Genomic DNA, 17,440 nt, shown 5'->3' with positions numbered 1-17,440 from the left:
ACGTCTAGTAGCTGATGGTGACCGGCACGGTTTCCTGCCCTGCGGCTGCCGGCTGGAAGGCGAGGGTGGCGACGTCGTTCCGGCCGTCCTGCTGGACCAGCACTGCGCCGTAGGCGGCATCGCCCGATGCCGACACGACATAGCCCACCACGTCGGCGTCGTCGGCCTTGTCCGGTACGGCAATGGTCGCGGTGGTTCCGCCGGCAATATCGGCCGTGGCCGGCGCGCGTACCTTCCCGTCCGCCGTGATGGCGGAGTAGCTGATGCTGGCCCGGGTGCCCAAGGCGCCAAAGACCAACTGGCGGCTCCCGCCACGGGGAACCGGCACCACGTGCTGGCTGCCCAGCCGCACTCCTGAGGCGGCCCAGGCGACGTCGGCCGGCTGGTCCTCCTGGAGGCCGCGGCTGATGCGCGTCGAGGCAACGAAGGAGACGTCGGACTCCGCCGACACGGTGTAGTGGCCCGCCGGAATGCCCGCCAGGGAAATTTCGGTGACGGCGCCGGCTTTGGCCGTGATTACCCCGCCGGAGGGAAGTGGCTTCTGGCCGTCCCGGCCGTACAGTTTGACCTCCACGACCGCATCAGCGGCACCGGGAACCGTGACGTGCAGGGCGGGCCCCGCGTCCTCGTAGCCTGACTTTCCGGTCAGCGCGGAAATTCCCGCCGGGTCCTGGATATCCACGCCTGTCATGACCTGGCGCACGGCCGGAGCGGCACCGGGGGCGATGAAATCCACGCCTCCGGGTGTCAGCCCGCGCAGGACGCTTTGCTGGATGGCCGCCGCCACGGGACCACCGGCGCTCCGTACCCGGACGCTGAGCTGTTCCTCCCCCGGCGCCAGGCCTGCCAGCACCACGGATCGTGTGGTGCCGGGAGCCACCAGCAGGCCGCGGCTGCCGGGCGCCTGGATCTGTCCGCCACCGCCGAAGAGTTCCAGGCTGACGGTGGCCGGTGTGCTGGAGGCGTTGGTGAGGAGCAATACCGAGGCGCGACCCACCGTGGTGCTGGCTCCGGCCAGCCACTGGTCGTTGGAGGGCTGCTGGCAGTTGGCCGCAGCGGTTCCCTGCAGGTCGCCGTCGGTGGCACTGAACTTCATGGCACCAGCGGCGGAAGCCTGCTGGTTGGCCAGGGCATCGGCACTCAGCACTGTCACCTGGTCCACCGACCGGCTGGCCACGGTGCCTGCCAGCAGTTCCTGGCGAGTCCCTTCGGCCGGTGGCTGTCCGGGGTCTCCGGCGATATCGGCGGCGGTCTTTCCGTCCAGCTGTGACAACCGGCTGGCCGGCAGCACGCCGGATGCGCCAAGGACGGCAGCGGTCACGCTGGTGGCGGCTGTGGCCGATACCGGGCTGAACTGCGGATCGGTTCCTGCCTCCGTGCCTTCCAGCAGCCGGGCCGGCCCGGGACATACCCCAACGCTTTCCCCTGCCGGGACGGCTGCCACCGCAGCCGGAATGGTGCGTGCGGATTCGGGGGCAGGGAGCACCGACCCGGCGGCCACCACTGCGCCGGTTCCGGCAAGGACGAGTGCTGCGGTGGCGGCGCCGGTGAGGGCACCGGGACGGCGCTTGCGGCCGGGACGTTCAGCCTCCGGCCCGCCGGGGATCTGTTCAGTCCCGGCGGTCTCTGCGGACATGGTGTGCTCATGCATTCTGCTGTTCCTTACGCAGGGAACCCTCGTCACGGGAAAGGCCGGTCCGCGGCCGCCGGGCGGGCATGGGTATGGCCAGCATGATGGTCAGCCCGAACACGACGCCCTGGGCAATTCCTGCCCAGGGGGCCCACGGGTTTTCGTACCGGATGGTCAGCTGGCCGCCGGAAGCGGGCAGCGTGAAGGCCTGCGACCATTCGGACGTGGTGGACGTCAGCTTCCGGCCGTCGAGCCATGCGCTCCAGCCGGGGTCCGCCCGCTCCGCCAGGACCGCCAGGCGGCCCTCGGGCCCTGCCGGGACCGGGGCGTCGACGCCGTCGAACGCGGACGGGACCAGCGCGACCGTTGCGCCCTGGGCATTCACGATCCGGACCCGGTGGGCTATGTCAGCGGGCTGCAGTACCGGCTGGTTGAGGGGGGTGACCCGCCAAAGCCATCCGACGTCGGTCTGCCCCACAGCCACCAGGCCGGGTACCGCGTCCATCCTGCTTGCGGTGAGCTGGGCTGCCGTGTCAGCGGACCGGAGGACCACAAAGCCCACACCGAGCTGTTCGAGGTCGCTGCGGGGGTCCACTCCCTGCCCGGCCACCAGCGTTGCGACGGACCGGCGAACCGCTGTGGTGACGTCGTCGTCATCGCGGACCGTTTCGGCCCCGGGCGCACCCAGGATGTTGCGCGCGGCGGCGACAGCAGAAAGGCCGTCCAGCGTGGTACCGGCCCCGCGCATCAGGGCGGCGTCAAACGTGCCGTTTTCGCCCGTGCTGATCAGGAGCGTCCGTGTCTGCTCCGGCCCGGTTCCACGGTCAATGGCCGTCGCGGGAAGGGTGCGCGGGCTGGCAGCCTCGACAAGCCGGTGGGTACCCCAACCGGAATCCCCGGGCTCGGCAGTGCCCGTCACGGCGGGCGGCTCGGCCGGGGACCCGGCGGCCGAAACAGTTGCCGGGCGAAGCAGGTTCCGGGCGGACCAGGCGGCCATCCCGGCCAACGGGCCAACGAGGAGCAGCACCATGCCAAAAGCCAAGGCCGAGCGCACGGCCGTCCTCCGCCTGGCCGGGCCGGCTGCCGCCTTGTCCGCCACGGTGAGGAGTTGTTCGGCACCGAGGAGCGCGGCGCCCAGGAACGCAAACGAGGCAGCAGAAACCACAGGACCCGTAAAGGGCGTCACCAGGGTGTCAGCGTCCATGGCGACGGCGACATGTGAAGCGAGCCAGCCTCCTGCCAAGGCAACCAGGGCTGCGGCCCACAGCACCTTCGCCTTCGTGGCCCGGTGTCCGCTGAACAGCCCGGCGACGGCAAGCGCCAGGACCGGGACGGCCAGGAGGAGTGCCAGCAGCAGGGCCCAGGGCAGGGTCCCGTCCTGGAAGTAGGGCAGTCCATCCAGGCCTTTATCCGGCGCAAACTCCAGCGGCTGGCCCAGGATCTGCTGCCAGAGCGGCGCTGCATCGAAGCCCAGCGGCAGGCCGGGATCTGCCAGGAGCGCCCGAGGCTTGTCCAGTACGGACAGGCCGAACGGGACGAAGAGCGCGGCACTTGGCAGCAGCGCCCACCAGACGGTGCGGCCGCGGCGGCCCAGCACGACCCCGCAGAACACGACTACCGCCGCGGCGGGGACCAGGAGTGAGGGGGCAGCAGCGGTAACGACGGCCATGGCGAGGCCCGCTGCCGCGGCAGCGGTCCACGACGGCGTGCCGTTGATTCCAGGCCTGACCGGGGGTTTATCGCCGCGCCGGTCAGCCGGCGCAGGGAGGGAAAAGCGCCCATGGCCCACGGCCGACCCGGTGGCACGCAGCAGCGCGAGGACAAAGAGCGGGATCATGACATGCGCCACCAGGGCGCCGACGCGCCCCTGGTTCAGGGCTGCCTGCAGCGCAGGCGCGGCCGCCCAGAAAAGGGCTGCGGTGAGGCGGAGCCGGCGGCGGACCGTCAGCCCTCCGGCTGCGAACCAGGCCGCGAGGGCGGACAGCGGCGTACCCAGGAGCAGCAGCCAGGCCATGGCAGCGTTGCCGTCGCCGCCGCCGAGGACGCCGATAAGCCACAGGACGTAGCCGAACGGGTCTCCTTTGCCCGGAAGACCAGCGCCGAGCGTGATCCACCAGTTGGACGCGTGGTTCCAGATATCCCCGAGCGCGGACGATACAGGGATCAGGGCACCGCCGGCTACCGCATCGGCGCGGAAAAGCCCTGCCAGGCCGAGCAGGGATGCCACGGAAGCAATGATGACCGCCGCGAGGGCACCGTTGCCCACCCAACCGCGTTTGGTGGTTGCCAGGGCGGCAAAATCGTCGGAAGCGTCACCGCTGGGCTGGTGTGCCAGCGGGTCCTGCTCGAGGTCGTCAGCCTGGCTGCCGTCCGAGCCGATGGCTTCCATCAGGGACCGCCGGTGGCTCCAGACTTCCCGCCGCGGTGTTTGCAGCTTGCGGATGACAGACCGGCGGATCCGGCGCGTCTGCCGGGCCGTCCGCCGTGCGCGGACCACTGCCCGGGGCCTGCCCAGGGCAGCGATAGTGGCAAGGAACTGGGTAATACCGTGGCCCGGGTCCTTCAGCGCAATACTCACTACCAGCCTGAAGAGGCTGCCAAGGAGTGCGCCAACGGCATGGACGGGAACCATCCATGCCGGGGCGTGCTTCAGCCGCAGGTGGACCTGCGCCTTCCGTGCCGCTGCCGGGTTGCCCAAAGCGTGTGGCCTGTGGCTTACATGGAACATGCGCGCCGCGGGAACCACCACCACCCGGTGGCCCGCCAGGCGGTTGCGCCAGCAGAAGTCGACGTCGTCGCCGCTGCCGGGGAGTGCGGGGTCGAAGCCGCCCAGCTGCTCCCAGATGTCGCGGCGGATCAGCATGCCCGCGGAATTGACGGCGAACGTATCGCTGCGGCCGTCGTACTGACCCTGGTCGAGTTCGTCGGCATCGATCAGGGTGAGCCGCTCGGCCCAGCGGCTGGTGGAGAGTCCGACGTCGATCAGGCTGCGTTCCGAGTGCCAGTCCAGCTGTTTGCAGCCTGCGACGGTGACGGAGGGTGCCCGCTCCACCGCGCCCAGCAGTTCGGCCAGCGCTTCGGGGGCGGGGGCGGCGTCGTCATGCAGCAGCCAGATCCATTCCTGCCTGCCGTCTTCGGTGCTGGCCTTCCGGGCGGCCGGCGCCGCCAGTCCGGCGGACACCGCGGCTCCCATGCCGCCTTTGCCGCGGTCATGGCTGACCACGCTGGCCGCACCCATCGCCCGCTCAAGCAGGGCGCGGGAGTTATCGCGGGAGCCTGTGTCCACGCCAATGGCGCGGTCCACGGGCCGGGTCTGGTCCGCCAGGGCTGACAAGGTTCTGGGCAGGTAGTCACTGCCGTTATGGGCGACCACAACGGCAGTGACAAGGACATCCTGGTGAATTAGATTGCTCGCTTCCTCAGCCGCCGGCGCTCACGCTCGGACAGGCCTCCCCAAATGCCAAACCGTTCGTCGTTGGCCAGGGCATATTCGAGGCACTGGGACCGGACGTTGCACGCACCGCACACCTTTTTGGCGTCGCGGGTGGAGCCGCCCTTCTCCGGGAAGAACGCTTCCGGATCCGTCTGGGCGCACAAGGCGTCAGTCTGCCACCCAAGCTCGCCTTCGTCGTCGAAGTCCTGCTGGAACGGCAGTCCGATCCAGACGGGCTGCACGGTTTCAGGTGCGCGCACTTCCATGGGCGGATCAAGTTCGTCTTCGGGGTCCTGCCCCCCGGCCAGGAGGGCCTCATGCGCCGCAAGGAATGCCGTGGCCTGGTCTTCGAGGAGGCCGCTGGCATCACGGTTGTACCGCTCCGCAGCCCCGGGATCCGCAGGGTCCACGAACCAGTCACCTGGCACCCCCCGTGCACGGTACTTTGCCGTTGCCTGACCGGCCACGACGGCATCTTCCTGGATACGCTCTACATGCCCCACGGCGACCCTCCTGATGTTTCAGCCCCTGCCTGGATACGCAGGCACTCGGTTGTGTGCCGGTATTTACGCAGTCGCTTTAGATACCTAATTACACGCGTGTAACTAGGGCGAGTCAAGCCGCTGCCGGGATAATAATCAGTGAACTTCCCCAACGACCGTCACGCCACGCCCGGGATTTTTCCTCCCCATCCGTGGAGCAGACCGCATGGGACCCCCGTGACTGCGGAAAAGGGCCGAAAAAACCCGCAATTGCGCGAAAAATACCCCGAAACCGGACAAATAGCAAGCACGCTTACCTTCTCCTGTGACAAATATCACTTTAAGCCTTGGCATCTCCTGATGGCATGCACCCGGTGACCGCGTCCTGCGCCAGTGGCAGGATGGTGCCATGACTACACCCGCGCTCGATTTGATGGCAACCCTCCGCTCAGGAAATTCCACCGCTCCACGCCTTACTTGGTATGGACCGGACGCGGAACGCGTGGAGCTCTCCGGCCGGGTCCTGGACAACTGGGTGGCCAAGACCAGCAACCTGCTCCAGGACGAACTCGACGCCGCCCCGGGTATGCGCCTGCGGCTGGAGTTGCCCGCCCACTGGAAGGCACTGGTCTGGGCGCTGTCCGCGTGGCAGCTTGGCCTTGAGGCGGTGCTCGCGGAACCAGACGCCGATTTCCTGGTCACCGCCGACCCCCAGTCAGCAGACGGTAACTACGACGCCGTCATCGCGGTTGCGCTGCCCGCCCTCGCTATGCGCTGGTCGGGGGAGCTCGCACCCGGCTGCATTGACTACGCGGCCGAAGTCCGCAGCCACGGCGACGTCTTCATGTCACACGCCGACCCGGACCCGCGTGCCTGCGCCATCGTGGACAGCCGCGGCAGGGGGCACCTGCACGGGGAACTGTTCGATACCTTCGCTGTTGCCCACGAGGAGGGCGTGCGGCTGCACATTCCTGCCTCTGACGGCCTGGAGAAAGCCCTGGCCCATGCCCTCGGCGCCTGGAAACAAGGAGGTTCTGTCGTGCTGACCCATCCTGATGTGGAACTGACGGACAAGTTGCTGGCAGCGGAACGCATCCACGGCAGCTGACGTGTTGGCCGGACGGAACCCTACTGCTGGGTTGGCCTGTCCGGCGAAGGCTCGCGCTCGGCCGCGGCCGCGTGTTCCTTCTGGTGGTGGTGGATTTCGATGAGTTCGTGGTCGTGCGAGAACTCGGGCTCCTGGTCCAGCTCTTTGTTGAAGACGAGGAAGCGGTAGGCAAAGAAGCGCACCACTGTGGCGACCAGGATGCCGAAAACGCCGGCAAAGAACAGCAGGTTCTTGTCCGTGACCCCCAGGCCGTACTTGGCCAGCGCAGTGAAGCCCGTGGAGATGCCGATCCCGATGCCGTTGATCAGGATGAACATGAGGAATTCGCGCAGGACGTTGTCCTGGCGGCGGTGCCGGAACGTCCAGAACCGGTTGGCAATCCAGGAAAAGACCGTGGCTATTGATGCACCCACGAACCTGGCTTTGGCTTCGCTGTCCGACATGGGGCCATGCATCAGGTAGTACGTCAACCCGTTGTCGATGACGAACGCCACACCGCCGACAGCGCCGAACTTGGCCACTTCGCGCCAAAAAAGCGAGGCCAATCCCCGGATACGATCTGCTAATGCGTTATACATGACCCTCCATGGCCGTCCAAACTATGGGCCACCTGGCCAGAGGCCCATTTTAGCCCCCAAAACATGGAGCCAGCCCCCTAAGGATGCCCGGGGCAGCCCCACGTTACACAAAATCGCTTCCCCAGCCGCTGCCGGAAGCCGGGATACCGGGCGGTCTTCGGTAGGCTGGCCCATGTGACTTTTCCAGTAATAGGTGTGGTTGGCGGCGGCCAACTTGCGCGAATGATGGCCCCAGCAGCAACTGCACTCGGCTTCGAACTCCGTGTCCTGGCTGAAGGCGACGACGTGTCGGCAGTAGCCGCGGTGTCCACGTCCCCGGTGGGCGACTACAAGGATCTGCAGACCCTGGTTGACTTCGCCCAGGGTCTGGACGTGTTGACGTTCGACCACGAACACGTGCCCACGGACCACCTCCGGGCCCTGCAGGAAGCCGGAGTGAACGTCCAGCCGGGGCCCGACGCCCTGGTGCACGCGCAGGACAAGCTGGTGATGCGCGCCGCGATCGACAGGCTGGAACTGCCCAATCCTGCCTGGGCCTCAGTGGACAATGTTGCGGACCTGGTCAGTTTCGGTGACGCCACCGGCTGGCCTGTGGTCTTGAAAACGCCCCGCGGCGGCTATGACGGCAAGGGTGTCCGGGTCATCAATTCGGCGGAGGAAGCAGCCGGCACCGAAGACTGGTTCCAGGCGATGAGCCCCCTCCTGGCCGAAGCCAAGGTTGAGTTCACCCGGGAACTGTCAGCGCTGGTCGCCCGGACTCCCGACGGCGAGGCACGGGCCTGGCCGGTTGTGCACACCATCCAGGTGAACGGTGTCTGCGACGAAGTGATCGCCCCTGCCCTGGACATCCCCGTGGAGGTTGCCGCGGCTGCCGAGGACGCAGCCCTGCGGATTGCCGGCGAACTGGGCGTGACCGGAGTGCTGGCTGTGGAGATGTTCGAAACCCCCGGTGTTGGTGCCGGCTTCCTGATCAACGAACTGGCCATGCGCCCCCACAACACCGGGCACTGGACCCAGGACGGGGCAGTGACCAGCCAGTTCGAGCAGCACCTGCGTGCCATCCTGAACCTGCCCCTCGGTGCTACCGATGCCCTCGCCCCGGTGACGGTCATGAAGAACTTCCTCGGCGGCGGGAACCAGGATCTGTATTCGGCGTACCCGCTGGCGCTGGCCAGCGAACCGGCCGCCAAAGTGCACTGCTACGGCAAGTCCGTGCGGCCGGGCCGGAAGATTGGCCACGTGAACCTGATAGGCGCGTCAACGGCCGACGTCGATTCAGTCCGGCGCCGCGCCACCATGGTGGCAAACATCATCCGCGACGGGCGGGCAGCGGCGGACGAAGCGCCACACACTTTCGAGGAGACTGCATGAGCGCCACAGCAAACCCCGCCGCAAGCCCCCTGGTGGGTCTGGTCATGGGCTCCGACTCCGACTGGCCGGTGATGGAGGCTGCGGCGGATGCCCTGGCCGAATTCGGAATCCCATTTGAAGCGGACGTGGTTTCCGCCCACCGGATGCCGACCGAAATGATTCGGTACGGGCAGACAGCCCATGAGCGCGGCCTGCGGGTGATCATCGCAGGAGCGGGCGGCGCCGCCCACTTGCCGGGAATGCTGGCCAGCGTCACTCCCCTGCCGGTCATCGGTGTTCCGGTTCCCCTGAAGACCCTTGACGGCATGGACTCGCTGCTCTCGATTGTCCAGATGCCCGCCGGTGTGCCGGTTGCCACCGTATCGATCGCCGGCGCGCGCAACGCTGGCCTCCTGGCGGTGCGGATCCTCGCTGCCGGTACCGATGAGTTTGCCGCGTCCCTGCGGACCGACCTGTTGGATTTCGCGTCCGACCTCAACGCCGTGGCCAGCCGCAAGGGGGCCAACCTCCGGCAAAAAGTCAGCGAAGTCTTCGCTGAAGGCAACGGCTCCCAGCGGGGCAGCCGTTAGGACCGCCGGCATGTCCAGCAGCAAAGTTCCACAATCGCCCACCGACACCGCGTTGACGGATCCGGTCCGCTACCCGGTCAGCGCCTCCGGTCCGGTCCGGACCAAGCGCGCCTTCGTCCTGATCCTGCTGACCCTCCTGGTCCCGGGCAGCGCCCAGCTGGTGGCGGGTGACCGTAAACTGGGCCGTGCCGCGCTCCGCGTGACGCTCTGTGTATGGGCCGCCCTGCTGCTGGCCGTCCTTCTCCTCATCGTCAACCGGCCCGCACTGGCCACCCTGGTCACCAACCCGTTTGCCTCGCTGGTGATTGTCGTCGTCCTGGTGGCCCTCGCCGTTGGCTGGGCACTCCTGTTCATCAACACCCTGCGGCTCATCCGTCCCGTGCTGCTGGCGCCGCGGGCCCGGCCCGCCGTCGTCATTGCCCTGGTGCTTGCCCTGGTGGCGGGCAGCGGCTCGCTTGGCTACGCCGCCTACCTGCTCAATGTCAGCCGCAACGCCATCGGCAGCATCTTCTCCTCGGGCCCTGCCATTGACCCTGTTGACGGGCGCTACAACTTCCTGATGATGGGCGGCGACGCCGGCGAGGACCGGACGGGACGGCGTCCTGACAGCCTCTCGGTGCTGAGCGTTGACGCTGAAACAGGCCAGACGGCCATCATCTCCGTCCCCCGGAATTTCCAGAACGCGCAGTTCACTGAAGATTCGCCCATGCGGGCCATCTATCCCGACGGTTATGACTGCGGCGACGAGTGCCTGATCAATGCGATCAACACCGAGGTCACCAACGAATACGCGGACCTCTACCCGGGTGTGGCCGATCCCGGAGCCCAGGCGACCATGGAAGCCGTCTCCGGAACGCTGGGTATGACCATCCAGGCCTATGTCCTGGTGGATATGGAAGGTTTTGCCACGCTCATCGACGCCATGGGCGGCATCAGGATCAAGGCCGGCGGCTGGGTCCCCATGAGCGGCTACTTCGACGATTACAGCCAGACCCACGGCATGCCCCTCGGGTGGATTCCGGCCGGGGAGCAGACACTCGATGGCAACCAGGCCCTCTGGTACGGCCGGTCACGCGAATACGTTGACGACTACGCCCGCATCCAGCGCCAGCAATGCGTCCAGCAGGCCATGCTGAAGCAACTCGACCCGGCCACGCTGCTTGCCAAGTTCGAGGACATCGCCAAAGCCGGCACCCAGGTGGTGGAGTCCAACATTTCCGCCTCGCAGCTTGGCAGTTTCCTGGACCTGGCCATCAAGGCGAAAGGCCAGGACGTCAAGCGGCTCACGATCGGCCCGCCGGACTTCGACGCTTCCTTCTCCACGGTTCCGAACTTCGACGAGCTCCACGAGCGCGTGGACCAGCTGCTGGCCTCCGCGTCCGCACAGGGCGCCCAGTCGGCAGGAGTGGCCGACGACGTCATGGTGGTACCGGCGGCAGGCGCCGGGCCTGTCCAGGCGGCAGGGACACTGCCCGCCACCATCGCCGCCGGCGGCAGCCTGCCGCAGCAGCCCACGCCGTCGGACTTCATCCCGGTGACCACCACACCGGACGGCGAGCCCATCACCGAAGAGCTCCTGACCCAGCTCAAGCGGGCGGGAAACGAAGAGGCGATCCGCCAACTCGTGGCCACCAATGGCCAGTGCGCAGCGCTGTAACCTTCCGCAACCCGACTCAAAGAAACGGAACCGGTCTTGTACGAGATTGAAAATGTCCTCCGGGACTACGCCTGGGGTTCGACGACGGCGATTGCGGCCCTCCTGGGCCGGCCCGAGTCCGGCAGCCCCGAAGCGGAACTCTGGATCGGGGCCCACCCTGACTCGCCGTCCATGGCCCGCGTGCCCGAAGACGGCACATCCACCCCGCTGGACGCGCTGATCGTCCGGGATCCGGATCACTTCCTGGGCGCGGACTCCGTGGCCCGGTTCGGCCCCCGGCTGCCCTTCCTCGCGAAGATCCTCGCCGCCGCCCAGCCGCTGTCGCTGCAGGTCCACCCCAGCCTGGAACAGGCCAAGGCCGGCTTTGCCCGGGAGAACGCCGACGGCGTGGCCCCCGATGCGCCCCACCGCAACTACCGCGATGACAACCACAAGCCGGAAATGATCTTCGCGCTGACGCCGTTTGAGGCACTGTGCGGGTTCCGCCCGGCAGCCGGGACCCGGATGATCCTGCAACACGTGGCGTCCGCCTTTGAGGCAGTGGAGGGGCACGTGCCGGCACTCGTGCCTGCGCTGCTGGCGGACCTGGACGACGCCGATGAGGGGGCGGGCCTGCGGAAGGCCTTCGAACGCCTCATCACCGGGGGCCAGGCCGTGTCCGACGCCACTGCCCAGGTGGTGGCCGCGCTCCTCGCCGACGACGGCTCCCTCTCCCCCTACGAGGCCGAGCTGGGAACGGTCATCAGCCTCAACGAAAAGTATCCGGGCGACCCTGGCGTGCTGATTTCGCTGCTTCTCAACAGGATTTCCCTGCAGCCGGGCCAGGCCGTCTACCTGCCCGCCGGCAACGTCCACGCCTACCTCCACGGGCTGGGCGTGGAGGTCATGGCGTCATCGGACAACGTGCTGCGCGGCGGGCTGACGCCCAAGTTCGTCGACGTACCCGAACTCCTGCGCACCATCGACTTCCACCCGGTGGCGGTGCCGATGCTCGACGCCCAGAAGACTGTCCTTGACCAGGAGCTCTACCGCCCGCCTTTCGCGGAATTCCAGCTTCAGCGCATTGAACTGCAGCCCGGCGCCGCCCCCGTCCCGCTGGCCCAGTCAGGGGCCGCCGTGGTGATCGTGGTTGCGGGCGAGGTGTACCTTGATTCGCCGAAGGGGGACCTGCAGCTCGAGCGTGGCGGCAGCGCATTCCTGGCTGCCGCCGAAGCGCCGGTGAACGTCCACCCGGTGGCAGGCAGCACGGAGCCTGCCCTGGCGTTTGCGGTGACTACGGGCCTTTAGCGGCGGAGCAGGGCACGGGCGCGGCCGGCCGCGGTTTTCGCCAGCCGGCGCGCCGTCTGGATGCCCTTCCGCGCCAGGGGCATGGCTTGGGCGTAGGCCGGGTAGAACGGCGAGAGCGGCTTTTCCCACGTTCCCAGGAGCATGTTTTCGTGCTTGCCGAACTGCTTCTTGAAGTCAGAGATGCCGTCGTTGAGCAGCCCGTTGAAGTCGTACCGTGAGCACCCGTCCTCGCGCATGGCCTGCAGTGCGGCCCACTTGACGCCATAGTTCACGCGCTTCTTCTGTCCCTCTGCGGATACGCCGCCGTATAGCTCGAATGCAGTGGCCCCGCTGCGTGCCAGCCAGACGAACGCCAGCAGCTGCTCGCCGTCGAACGCGCCGATGATGGGTGACCCCTCACCCAGGTTGCGGAAGATGTCCCGGTAGTACTGGTCCTCGTGGATACCGAAGCCCGCCCGCTCAGCCGTCTCGTGGTAGATGCCCAGCACCTGCTCAAGCTCGGATTCGTTCTTGACCTTCCGGAACTCCACGTCGCTGCGCATGGCCTTGCGGATATTCGCGCGGGTGGTCTTGGACATGTCCGCCATCAGCTCGTCATCAGACTTGCCGAGGTCCAGGATGAGGGTCCGCGGGATCAGCACGGTGTTGGTGGTCCCGTGGAAACCTGCGCCCTCGACGGCGGCGGCATACGGGGAATCCAGGTCCCAGTCGGGTTCGATACTCAGGGCTACGCCACGGTGGCGGGAGGCAGCGTGCCCGGCCAGACTGCGAAGCACGGCCGGGGTGTCTTCCACGGAGCACATCGGGCCGCGGGGGATGTACACCAGGGCGCGGAACGGAACCGGGAGGCGCCGGACCAGCAACTGGGCGCAGCCGATGACGGAACCGTCGGCTTCCAGGAGCACCCGGTCAACGGACCAGCCGTGCATCGCCTTGGTCTCGCCCCAGCCCCAGAGCTGTTGCGGATGTCCCTGGAACCGGTCGACATGGTCATCCCAAAGGGCGCGGTCAGTACAGGGAACAACAGCTGGAATCATGGCTTAAACCCTATACCAAGGCTTTAACGCCGGAGTCCCGGAGCACGTTGCTCCGGGACTCCGGCGTTAAAGCCTTGCGGTCAGCTCTTGCGGGCGTAGCCTTCCCACTTGTCTGCGCGGTGCTCACCGTCCACGAAACGGATGGTTCCGGACTTGGAGCGCATCACGATGGACTGGGTGAGGACCTTGTCCTTGGAGTAGCGGACGCCCTTGAGGAGGTCACCGTCGGTGATGCCCGTCGCGGCGAAGTAGCAGTTGTCACTGGAGACGAGGTCGTTGGTGGAGAGGACGCGTTCCAGGTCGTGGCCGGCGTCGATCGCCTTCTGCTTCTCTTCGTCGCTGGTGGGCCACAGCCGGCCCTGGATGACGCCGCCGAGGGACTTGATGGCACAGGCGGCCACAATGCCTTCGGGGGTACCGCCGATGCCCATCAGGGCGTCCACGCCGGTGCCGGAGCGGGCCGCGGCGATGGCGCCTGCGACGTCACCGTCCATGATGAACTTTGTGCGCGCGCCGGCCTCGCGGATTTCCTCCACCAGCGGACGGTGCCGGTCGCGGTCAAGGATCATGACGTTGAGCTGGTTGACCTTTACGCCCTTGGCCTTGGCAATCAGGTGCAGGTTCTGCTTCACCGGCAGGCGCAGGTCCACCATGTCAGCGGCTTCCGGGCCGGTGACGAGCTTCTCCATGTAGAAGACGGCGGAGGGGTCGAACATGGAGCCGCGTTCGGCGACGGCCAGTACGGCGAGGGCGTTGTTGATGCCGAGTGCGGTCAGGCGGGTTCCATCGATGGGGTCGACGGCGACATCCACCTCGGGGCCGGTGCCGTCACCAACGCGCTCACCGTTGAACAGCATTGGCGCTTCGTCCTTCTCGCCTTCGCCGATCACCACGACGCCGTTGAAGTGGACGGTCTGCAGGAAGGAGCGCATGGCATCCACGGCCGCGCCGTCCGCCGTGTTCTTGTCACCGAAGCCCACCCAGTGGCCGCCGGCGATCGCTGCCGCCTCGGTGACGCGGACAAGCTCGAGGGCAAGGTTGCGGTCCGGTTCGTCATTGCCCACCGCCAGGGACGGTGAGATCGTGGAGTACTTCTGGGTCATGGACGCTGGTGACACGTGAACCTCTTCTTCGAGTGGCGATCATTGAACCCGCCCGCCGGAACAGGTGGACGGTGATTCCTCTACTTCCGATCATAGTCGCGGTGCCGCCCGCCGGGCGGCGGATGACGTGGCAGCGCAATGTGCCCTGGAGGGGCGTCCGGCGGCGGGATCCGGCCGAATGGAAGTTGCCCGCCGGCATGGGCGACTATAGAGGGGTGAATGACATGCAGGAGAAGACCAGTCCCAGCCCCGAGCCAGCGGACCCGGCAGGCGGCCCGGAGGCAGCCGGTCCGGGCGGCGAAGCTCCGGTGAAGCCTGTCATTCCGGCTGCCGCCGCCAAACGGGCGAACGCTTCAGCGATCGGCATGATCATCGCACTGGTGGTCAGCATCGCAGCCTTCCTGCCGATCATCCTCATGAATCCGCTGCCCAAGACCGAAGGCTACCGCCCCGACATCGACGTGGCCGCTGTTTCCCGCAACGCCACGGATGTGGCAGGATTCACACCGGCTGCCCCGGAGACCGGTGGCACTTTCCGCCCCAACTACGCACGCTGGGAAGCAGGGACGGGCAGCGGGGTCCCCACCTGGGAGGTGGGTTTCCTGACCCCCAAGGACTCATTCATCTCCCTTGTCCAGACCAGCAAAGCCAATCCCACCTGGCTGCTCCAGCAGACGCGCAACGCACCGGTGACGGGTTCCCGGAACGCGGGAGGCCAGGAATGGGAGATCCGGGACACCGGCAAGGGCGAGAAATCCCTGGTCCTGGACTACCGCGGGACCACCGTCATCCTCTCCGGCGCCGCCCAGCTGGACGAGTTCGCCACCTTGGCGGACGCCGTCGTGAAGTCCATGGAAAGCAGCCCGGCCGTCACAGTTTCACCCTCGGGCACACCTGCACCGTAACGTAGTCGCGTGGCTACTTACCTGACTCCTGCACTTGCCTGGCGCCGTCTGCGCGAAGGAAACGAACGCTTTGTCAGCGGCGAGACGTCCCATCCCAACCAGGACGCGTCGCGCCGCTCCTCCCTCGTGGAGAACCAGCACCCGTTTGCGGTGATCTTTGGTTGCTCCGATTCCCGCCTCGCGGCCGAGATCATCTTCGACGTCGGACTCGGTGACGTCTTCGTGGTGCGGACGGCCGGCCAGGTGATCGATGATGCCGTCCTGGGTTCCCTCGAATACAGCGTGGGGGTGCTGGGAGTGCCGCTGATCGTGGTCCTCGGCCATGACAGCTGCGGCGCCGTCAGCGCCACCAAGTCAGCCGTGGAGACCGGACAGATGCCTGCCGGCTTCATCCGTGACCTCGTCGAGCGCATCACGCCTTCCGTACTGACTTCGCTGCGCAACGACGAAACCGAGGTCAACGACATGGTGGTGGAGCACGTCAAGCAGACCTCGCAGCGGCTGGCGGACAGCTCGCGTGTGATTTCGGACGCAATTGAACAGGGCCGGACGGCTGTCATCGGCCTTTCGTACAGCCTGGCAGAGGGCCGTGCGAACCTTGTTTCGGGAATCGGCGAGCTCTAGAAGGCATCTGTACGGGGCCCGGCAAGGGCCCCGTAGCATGCTGTTCACGGTTTTCGATGGGGTGGCTGGTCGCCATAAGCTAGCCCCATGACTTCCACTGAAGAGTTCCGCATTGAACATGACACGATGGGCGAAGTCCGCGTCCCCGTGAACGCACTGTACCGCGCGCAGACGCAGCGGGCAGTGGAGAACTTCCCGATTTCCGGCAAGACCCTGGAACGCACGCACATTGAGGCGCTCGCCCGGGTGAAGAAGGCTGCTGCCCAGGCCAACGCTGAACTGGGTGTGCTCGACGGCGAGCTGGCCAAGGCGATCGCGGACGCGGCTGACGAGGTTGCTGCCGGCAGGTACGACGGCGACTTCCCCATCGACGTTTTCCAGACCGGCTCCGGCACCTCCTCGAACATGAACACGAACGAGGTCCTCGCCGAGCTGGCCACCCGCGCCCTGAAGGCCGCAGGCAGCGACAAGGTTGTCCACCCGAACGACCACGTCAATGCTTCCCAGTCCTCCAACGACGTGTTCCCCACCTCCGTGCACGTTGCGGCCACCTCCGCGCTGATCAATGACCTGATCCCCGCCCTGGGCTACCTGGCGGAGTCGCTGGAACGCAAGGCCGTTGAGTTCAAGGACGTGGTCAAGTCCGGCCGCACGCACCTGATGGACGCCACGCCCGTGACCCTGGGCCAGGAGTTCGGCGGCTACGCGGCACAGGTCCGCTACGGCATCGAGCGCATCAACGCCTCCCTCCCCCGCGTTGCCGAGGTTCCGCTGGGCGGCACCGCCGTGGGCACCGGCATCAACACCCCCGCAGGGTTCCCGGAGCGCGTCATCGAACTGCTCGCCACCGACACCGGGCTGCCCCTTACGGAGGCCCGCGACCATTTCGAGGCACAGGCAAACCGCGACGGCCTGATCGAGGCGTCCAGCCAGCTGCGCAACATCGCCATCTCGTTCATGAAGATCAACAACGACCTGCGCTGGATGGGCTCCGGCCCCAACACGGGCCTCGGCGAGATCGCCATCCCGGACCTGCAGCCCGGCTCCTCGATCATGCCCGGCAAGGTCAACCCGGTCATCTGCGAGGCCTCCATCATGGTCGCAGCCCAGGTCATCGGCAACGACACCGCCATCGCCTGGTCCGGCACGAACGGCGCCTTCGAGCTGAACGTCGGCATCCCGGTCATGGCCGCCAACCTGCTGGAGTCCATCCGCCTGCTGGCCAACACCAGCCGCGTCATGGCGGACAAGATGATTGACGGCATCACGGCCAACGTGGAGCGCGCCCGCTTCCTGGCCGAGGCCTCCCCGTCCATCGTCACCCCGCTGAACAAGTACATCGGCTACGAGAACGCCGCCAAGATCGCCAAGACCGCTGTCGCGGAGGGCCTGACCATCCGCCAGGCAACCGAGAAGCTGGGCTTCGTCGGGGACGGCGAAGGCAAGGTCTCCGAGGCCGACCTGGACAAAGCACTTGACGTCACCACCATGACGGCGCCCGCCCACAAGGCATAGGGCCGCACCGCCCCTTGGACGCCCGACGGCGGCCGGCCACCTTTCGAAACGGAAGGTGACCGGCCGCCGTCGCACTTTAACCCTTTGGAGTTTCCGTCCAGATATGGCGGCTTAGGAGCTTCAAATGCCGCCATATGTGGA

Annotated in this window: 14 protein-coding genes; 8 read left to right on the top strand and 6 right to left on the bottom strand. The window is 67.1% G+C overall.

Annotation, left to right across the window (positions count from 1 at the left end; genetic code table 11):
• Positions 1-4: 4 nt before the first annotated feature.
• The 3 genes from ACJJV6_RS14210 to ACJJV6_RS14200 are packed head-to-tail and all read right to left on the bottom strand — an operon-like array spanning position 5 to position 5,566.
• Positions 5-1,651: a DUF5719 family protein gene (locus tag ACJJV6_RS14210; protein ID WP_407709260.1), complete on the bottom strand. Its 1,647-nt coding sequence runs from the start codon at positions 1,649-1,651 to the stop codon at positions 5-7.
• Positions 1,644-5,003: a glycosyltransferase gene (locus ACJJV6_RS14205; protein WP_407709259.1), complete on the bottom strand. Its 3,360-nt coding sequence runs from the start codon at positions 5,001-5,003 to the stop codon at positions 1,644-1,646. Before ACJJV6_RS14205 ends, ACJJV6_RS14210 begins: the two co-directional genes overlap by 8 nt.
• Positions 5,004-5,032: 29 nt before the next feature.
• On the bottom strand, positions 5,033-5,566 hold the full coding sequence (locus tag ACJJV6_RS14200) for a WhiB family transcriptional regulator (protein ID WP_009356239.1): 534 nt from the start codon (positions 5,564-5,566) through the stop codon (positions 5,033-5,035).
• 388 nt (positions 5,567-5,954) lie between these two features.
• Here ACJJV6_RS14200 and ACJJV6_RS14195 point away from each other — a divergent pair, with 388 nt between their 5' ends.
• Positions 5,955-6,653, top strand: a complete 699-nt coding sequence (locus ACJJV6_RS14195) for a TIGR03089 family protein (protein ID WP_009356238.1) — start codon at positions 5,955-5,957, stop codon at positions 6,651-6,653.
• A 20-nt stretch (positions 6,654-6,673) separates the two neighbouring features.
• On the opposite strand, the gene ACJJV6_RS14190 is transcribed toward ACJJV6_RS14195, so the two are convergent.
• Positions 6,674-7,231, bottom strand: a complete 558-nt coding sequence (locus ACJJV6_RS14190) for a GtrA family protein (protein WP_035751567.1) — start codon at positions 7,229-7,231, stop codon at positions 6,674-6,676.
• A gap of 174 nt (positions 7,232-7,405) precedes the next feature.
• Here ACJJV6_RS14190 and ACJJV6_RS14185 point away from each other — a divergent pair, with 174 nt between their 5' ends.
• From ACJJV6_RS14185 to manA, 4 genes are read left to right on the top strand one after another with little or no spacing between them, the layout of a single operon-like run.
• On the top strand, positions 7,406-8,602 hold the full coding sequence (locus tag ACJJV6_RS14185) for a 5-(carboxyamino)imidazole ribonucleotide synthase (protein WP_407709258.1): 1,197 nt from the start codon (positions 7,406-7,408) through the stop codon (positions 8,600-8,602).
• Positions 8,599-9,171, top strand: coding sequence for a 5-(carboxyamino)imidazole ribonucleotide mutase (gene purE / locus ACJJV6_RS14180; protein ID WP_009356236.1), 573 nt, complete (start codon positions 8,599-8,601; stop codon positions 9,169-9,171). The genes ACJJV6_RS14185 and purE overlap by 4 nt, the downstream gene beginning before the upstream one ends.
• Positions 9,172-9,181: 10 nt before the next feature.
• Positions 9,182-10,828, top strand: coding sequence for an LCP family protein (locus tag ACJJV6_RS14175; protein ID WP_407709257.1), 1,647 nt, complete (start codon positions 9,182-9,184; stop codon positions 10,826-10,828).
• A 36-nt stretch (positions 10,829-10,864) separates the two neighbouring features.
• A complete protein-coding gene (gene manA / locus ACJJV6_RS14170; RefSeq protein ID WP_407709256.1) occupies positions 10,865-12,115 on the top strand; it encodes a mannose-6-phosphate isomerase, class I in 1,251 nt (416 codons plus the stop codon).
• On the opposite strand, the gene ACJJV6_RS14165 is transcribed toward manA, so the two are convergent.
• Together ACJJV6_RS14165 and glpX are read right to left on the bottom strand one after the other, a co-directional pair.
• Positions 12,112-13,152: a lipid II:glycine glycyltransferase FemX gene (locus ACJJV6_RS14165; protein ID WP_407709255.1), complete on the bottom strand. Its 1,041-nt coding sequence runs from the start codon at positions 13,150-13,152 to the stop codon at positions 12,112-12,114. The genes manA and ACJJV6_RS14165 overlap by 4 nt on opposite strands.
• A gap of 80 nt (positions 13,153-13,232) precedes the next feature.
• Positions 13,233-14,255: a class II fructose-bisphosphatase gene (gene glpX / locus ACJJV6_RS14160; RefSeq protein ID WP_200859118.1), complete on the bottom strand. Its 1,023-nt coding sequence runs from the start codon at positions 14,253-14,255 to the stop codon at positions 13,233-13,235.
• A 224-nt stretch (positions 14,256-14,479) separates the two neighbouring features.
• Here glpX and ACJJV6_RS14155 point away from each other — a divergent pair, with 224 nt between their 5' ends.
• The 3 genes from ACJJV6_RS14155 (at position 14,480) to ACJJV6_RS14145 (ending at position 17,299) form a co-directional block, all read left to right on the top strand.
• A complete protein-coding gene (locus tag ACJJV6_RS14155; RefSeq protein ID WP_407710507.1) occupies positions 14,480-15,160 on the top strand; it encodes a DUF4245 domain-containing protein in 681 nt (226 codons plus the stop codon).
• Between the two features lie 9 nt (positions 15,161-15,169).
• Positions 15,170-15,784 carry a carbonic anhydrase gene (locus tag ACJJV6_RS14150; protein ID WP_009356230.1) on the top strand — a complete coding sequence of 205 codons (615 nt, stop codon included), beginning with the start codon at positions 15,170-15,172 and terminating at the stop codon, positions 15,782-15,784.
• Positions 15,785-15,871: 87 nt separating this feature from the next.
• On the top strand, positions 15,872-17,299 hold the full coding sequence (locus ACJJV6_RS14145) for a class II fumarate hydratase (protein ID WP_407709254.1): 1,428 nt from the start codon (positions 15,872-15,874) through the stop codon (positions 17,297-17,299).
• Positions 17,300-17,440 lie beyond the last annotated feature (141 nt).

It is taken from the genome of Arthrobacter nitrophenolicus, from assembly GCF_045833485.1.
GTDB classification, from domain to species: domain Bacteria; phylum Actinomycetota; class Actinomycetes; order Actinomycetales; family Micrococcaceae; genus Arthrobacter; species Arthrobacter nitrophenolicus.
The sequence above is the reverse complement of the archived record's forward strand: the minus strand, read 5'-3'. Positions and strand labels throughout refer to the sequence as shown.

Excerpts from the sequence above, each read along its gene's own strand:
- purE (WP_009356236.1), top strand. The coding sequence starts at position 8,599 with ATGAGCGCCACAGCAAACCCCGCCGCAAGCCCCCTGGTGGGTCTGGTC.
- ACJJV6_RS14195 (WP_009356238.1), top strand. The coding sequence starts at position 5,955 with ATGACTACACCCGCGCTCGATTTGATGGCAACCCTCCGCTCAGGAAAT.
- glpX (WP_200859118.1), bottom strand. The coding sequence starts at position 14,255 with ATGACCCAGAAGTACTCCACGATCTCACCGTCCCTGGCGGTGGGCAAT.
- ACJJV6_RS14210 (WP_407709260.1), bottom strand. The coding sequence starts at position 1,651 with ATGCATGAGCACACCATGTCCGCAGAGACCGCCGGGACTGAACAGATC.
- ACJJV6_RS14155 (WP_407710507.1), top strand. The coding sequence starts at position 14,480 with ATGCAGGAGAAGACCAGTCCCAGCCCCGAGCCAGCGGACCCGGCAGGC.
- ACJJV6_RS14165 (WP_407709255.1), bottom strand. The coding sequence starts at position 13,152 with ATGATTCCAGCTGTTGTTCCCTGTACTGACCGCGCCCTTTGGGATGAC.
- ACJJV6_RS14175 (WP_407709257.1), top strand. The coding sequence starts at position 9,182 with ATGTCCAGCAGCAAAGTTCCACAATCGCCCACCGACACCGCGTTGACG.
- ACJJV6_RS14145 (WP_407709254.1), top strand. The coding sequence starts at position 15,872 with ATGACTTCCACTGAAGAGTTCCGCATTGAACATGACACGATGGGCGAA.
- ACJJV6_RS14190 (WP_035751567.1), bottom strand. The coding sequence starts at position 7,231 with ATGTATAACGCATTAGCAGATCGTATCCGGGGATTGGCCTCGCTTTTT.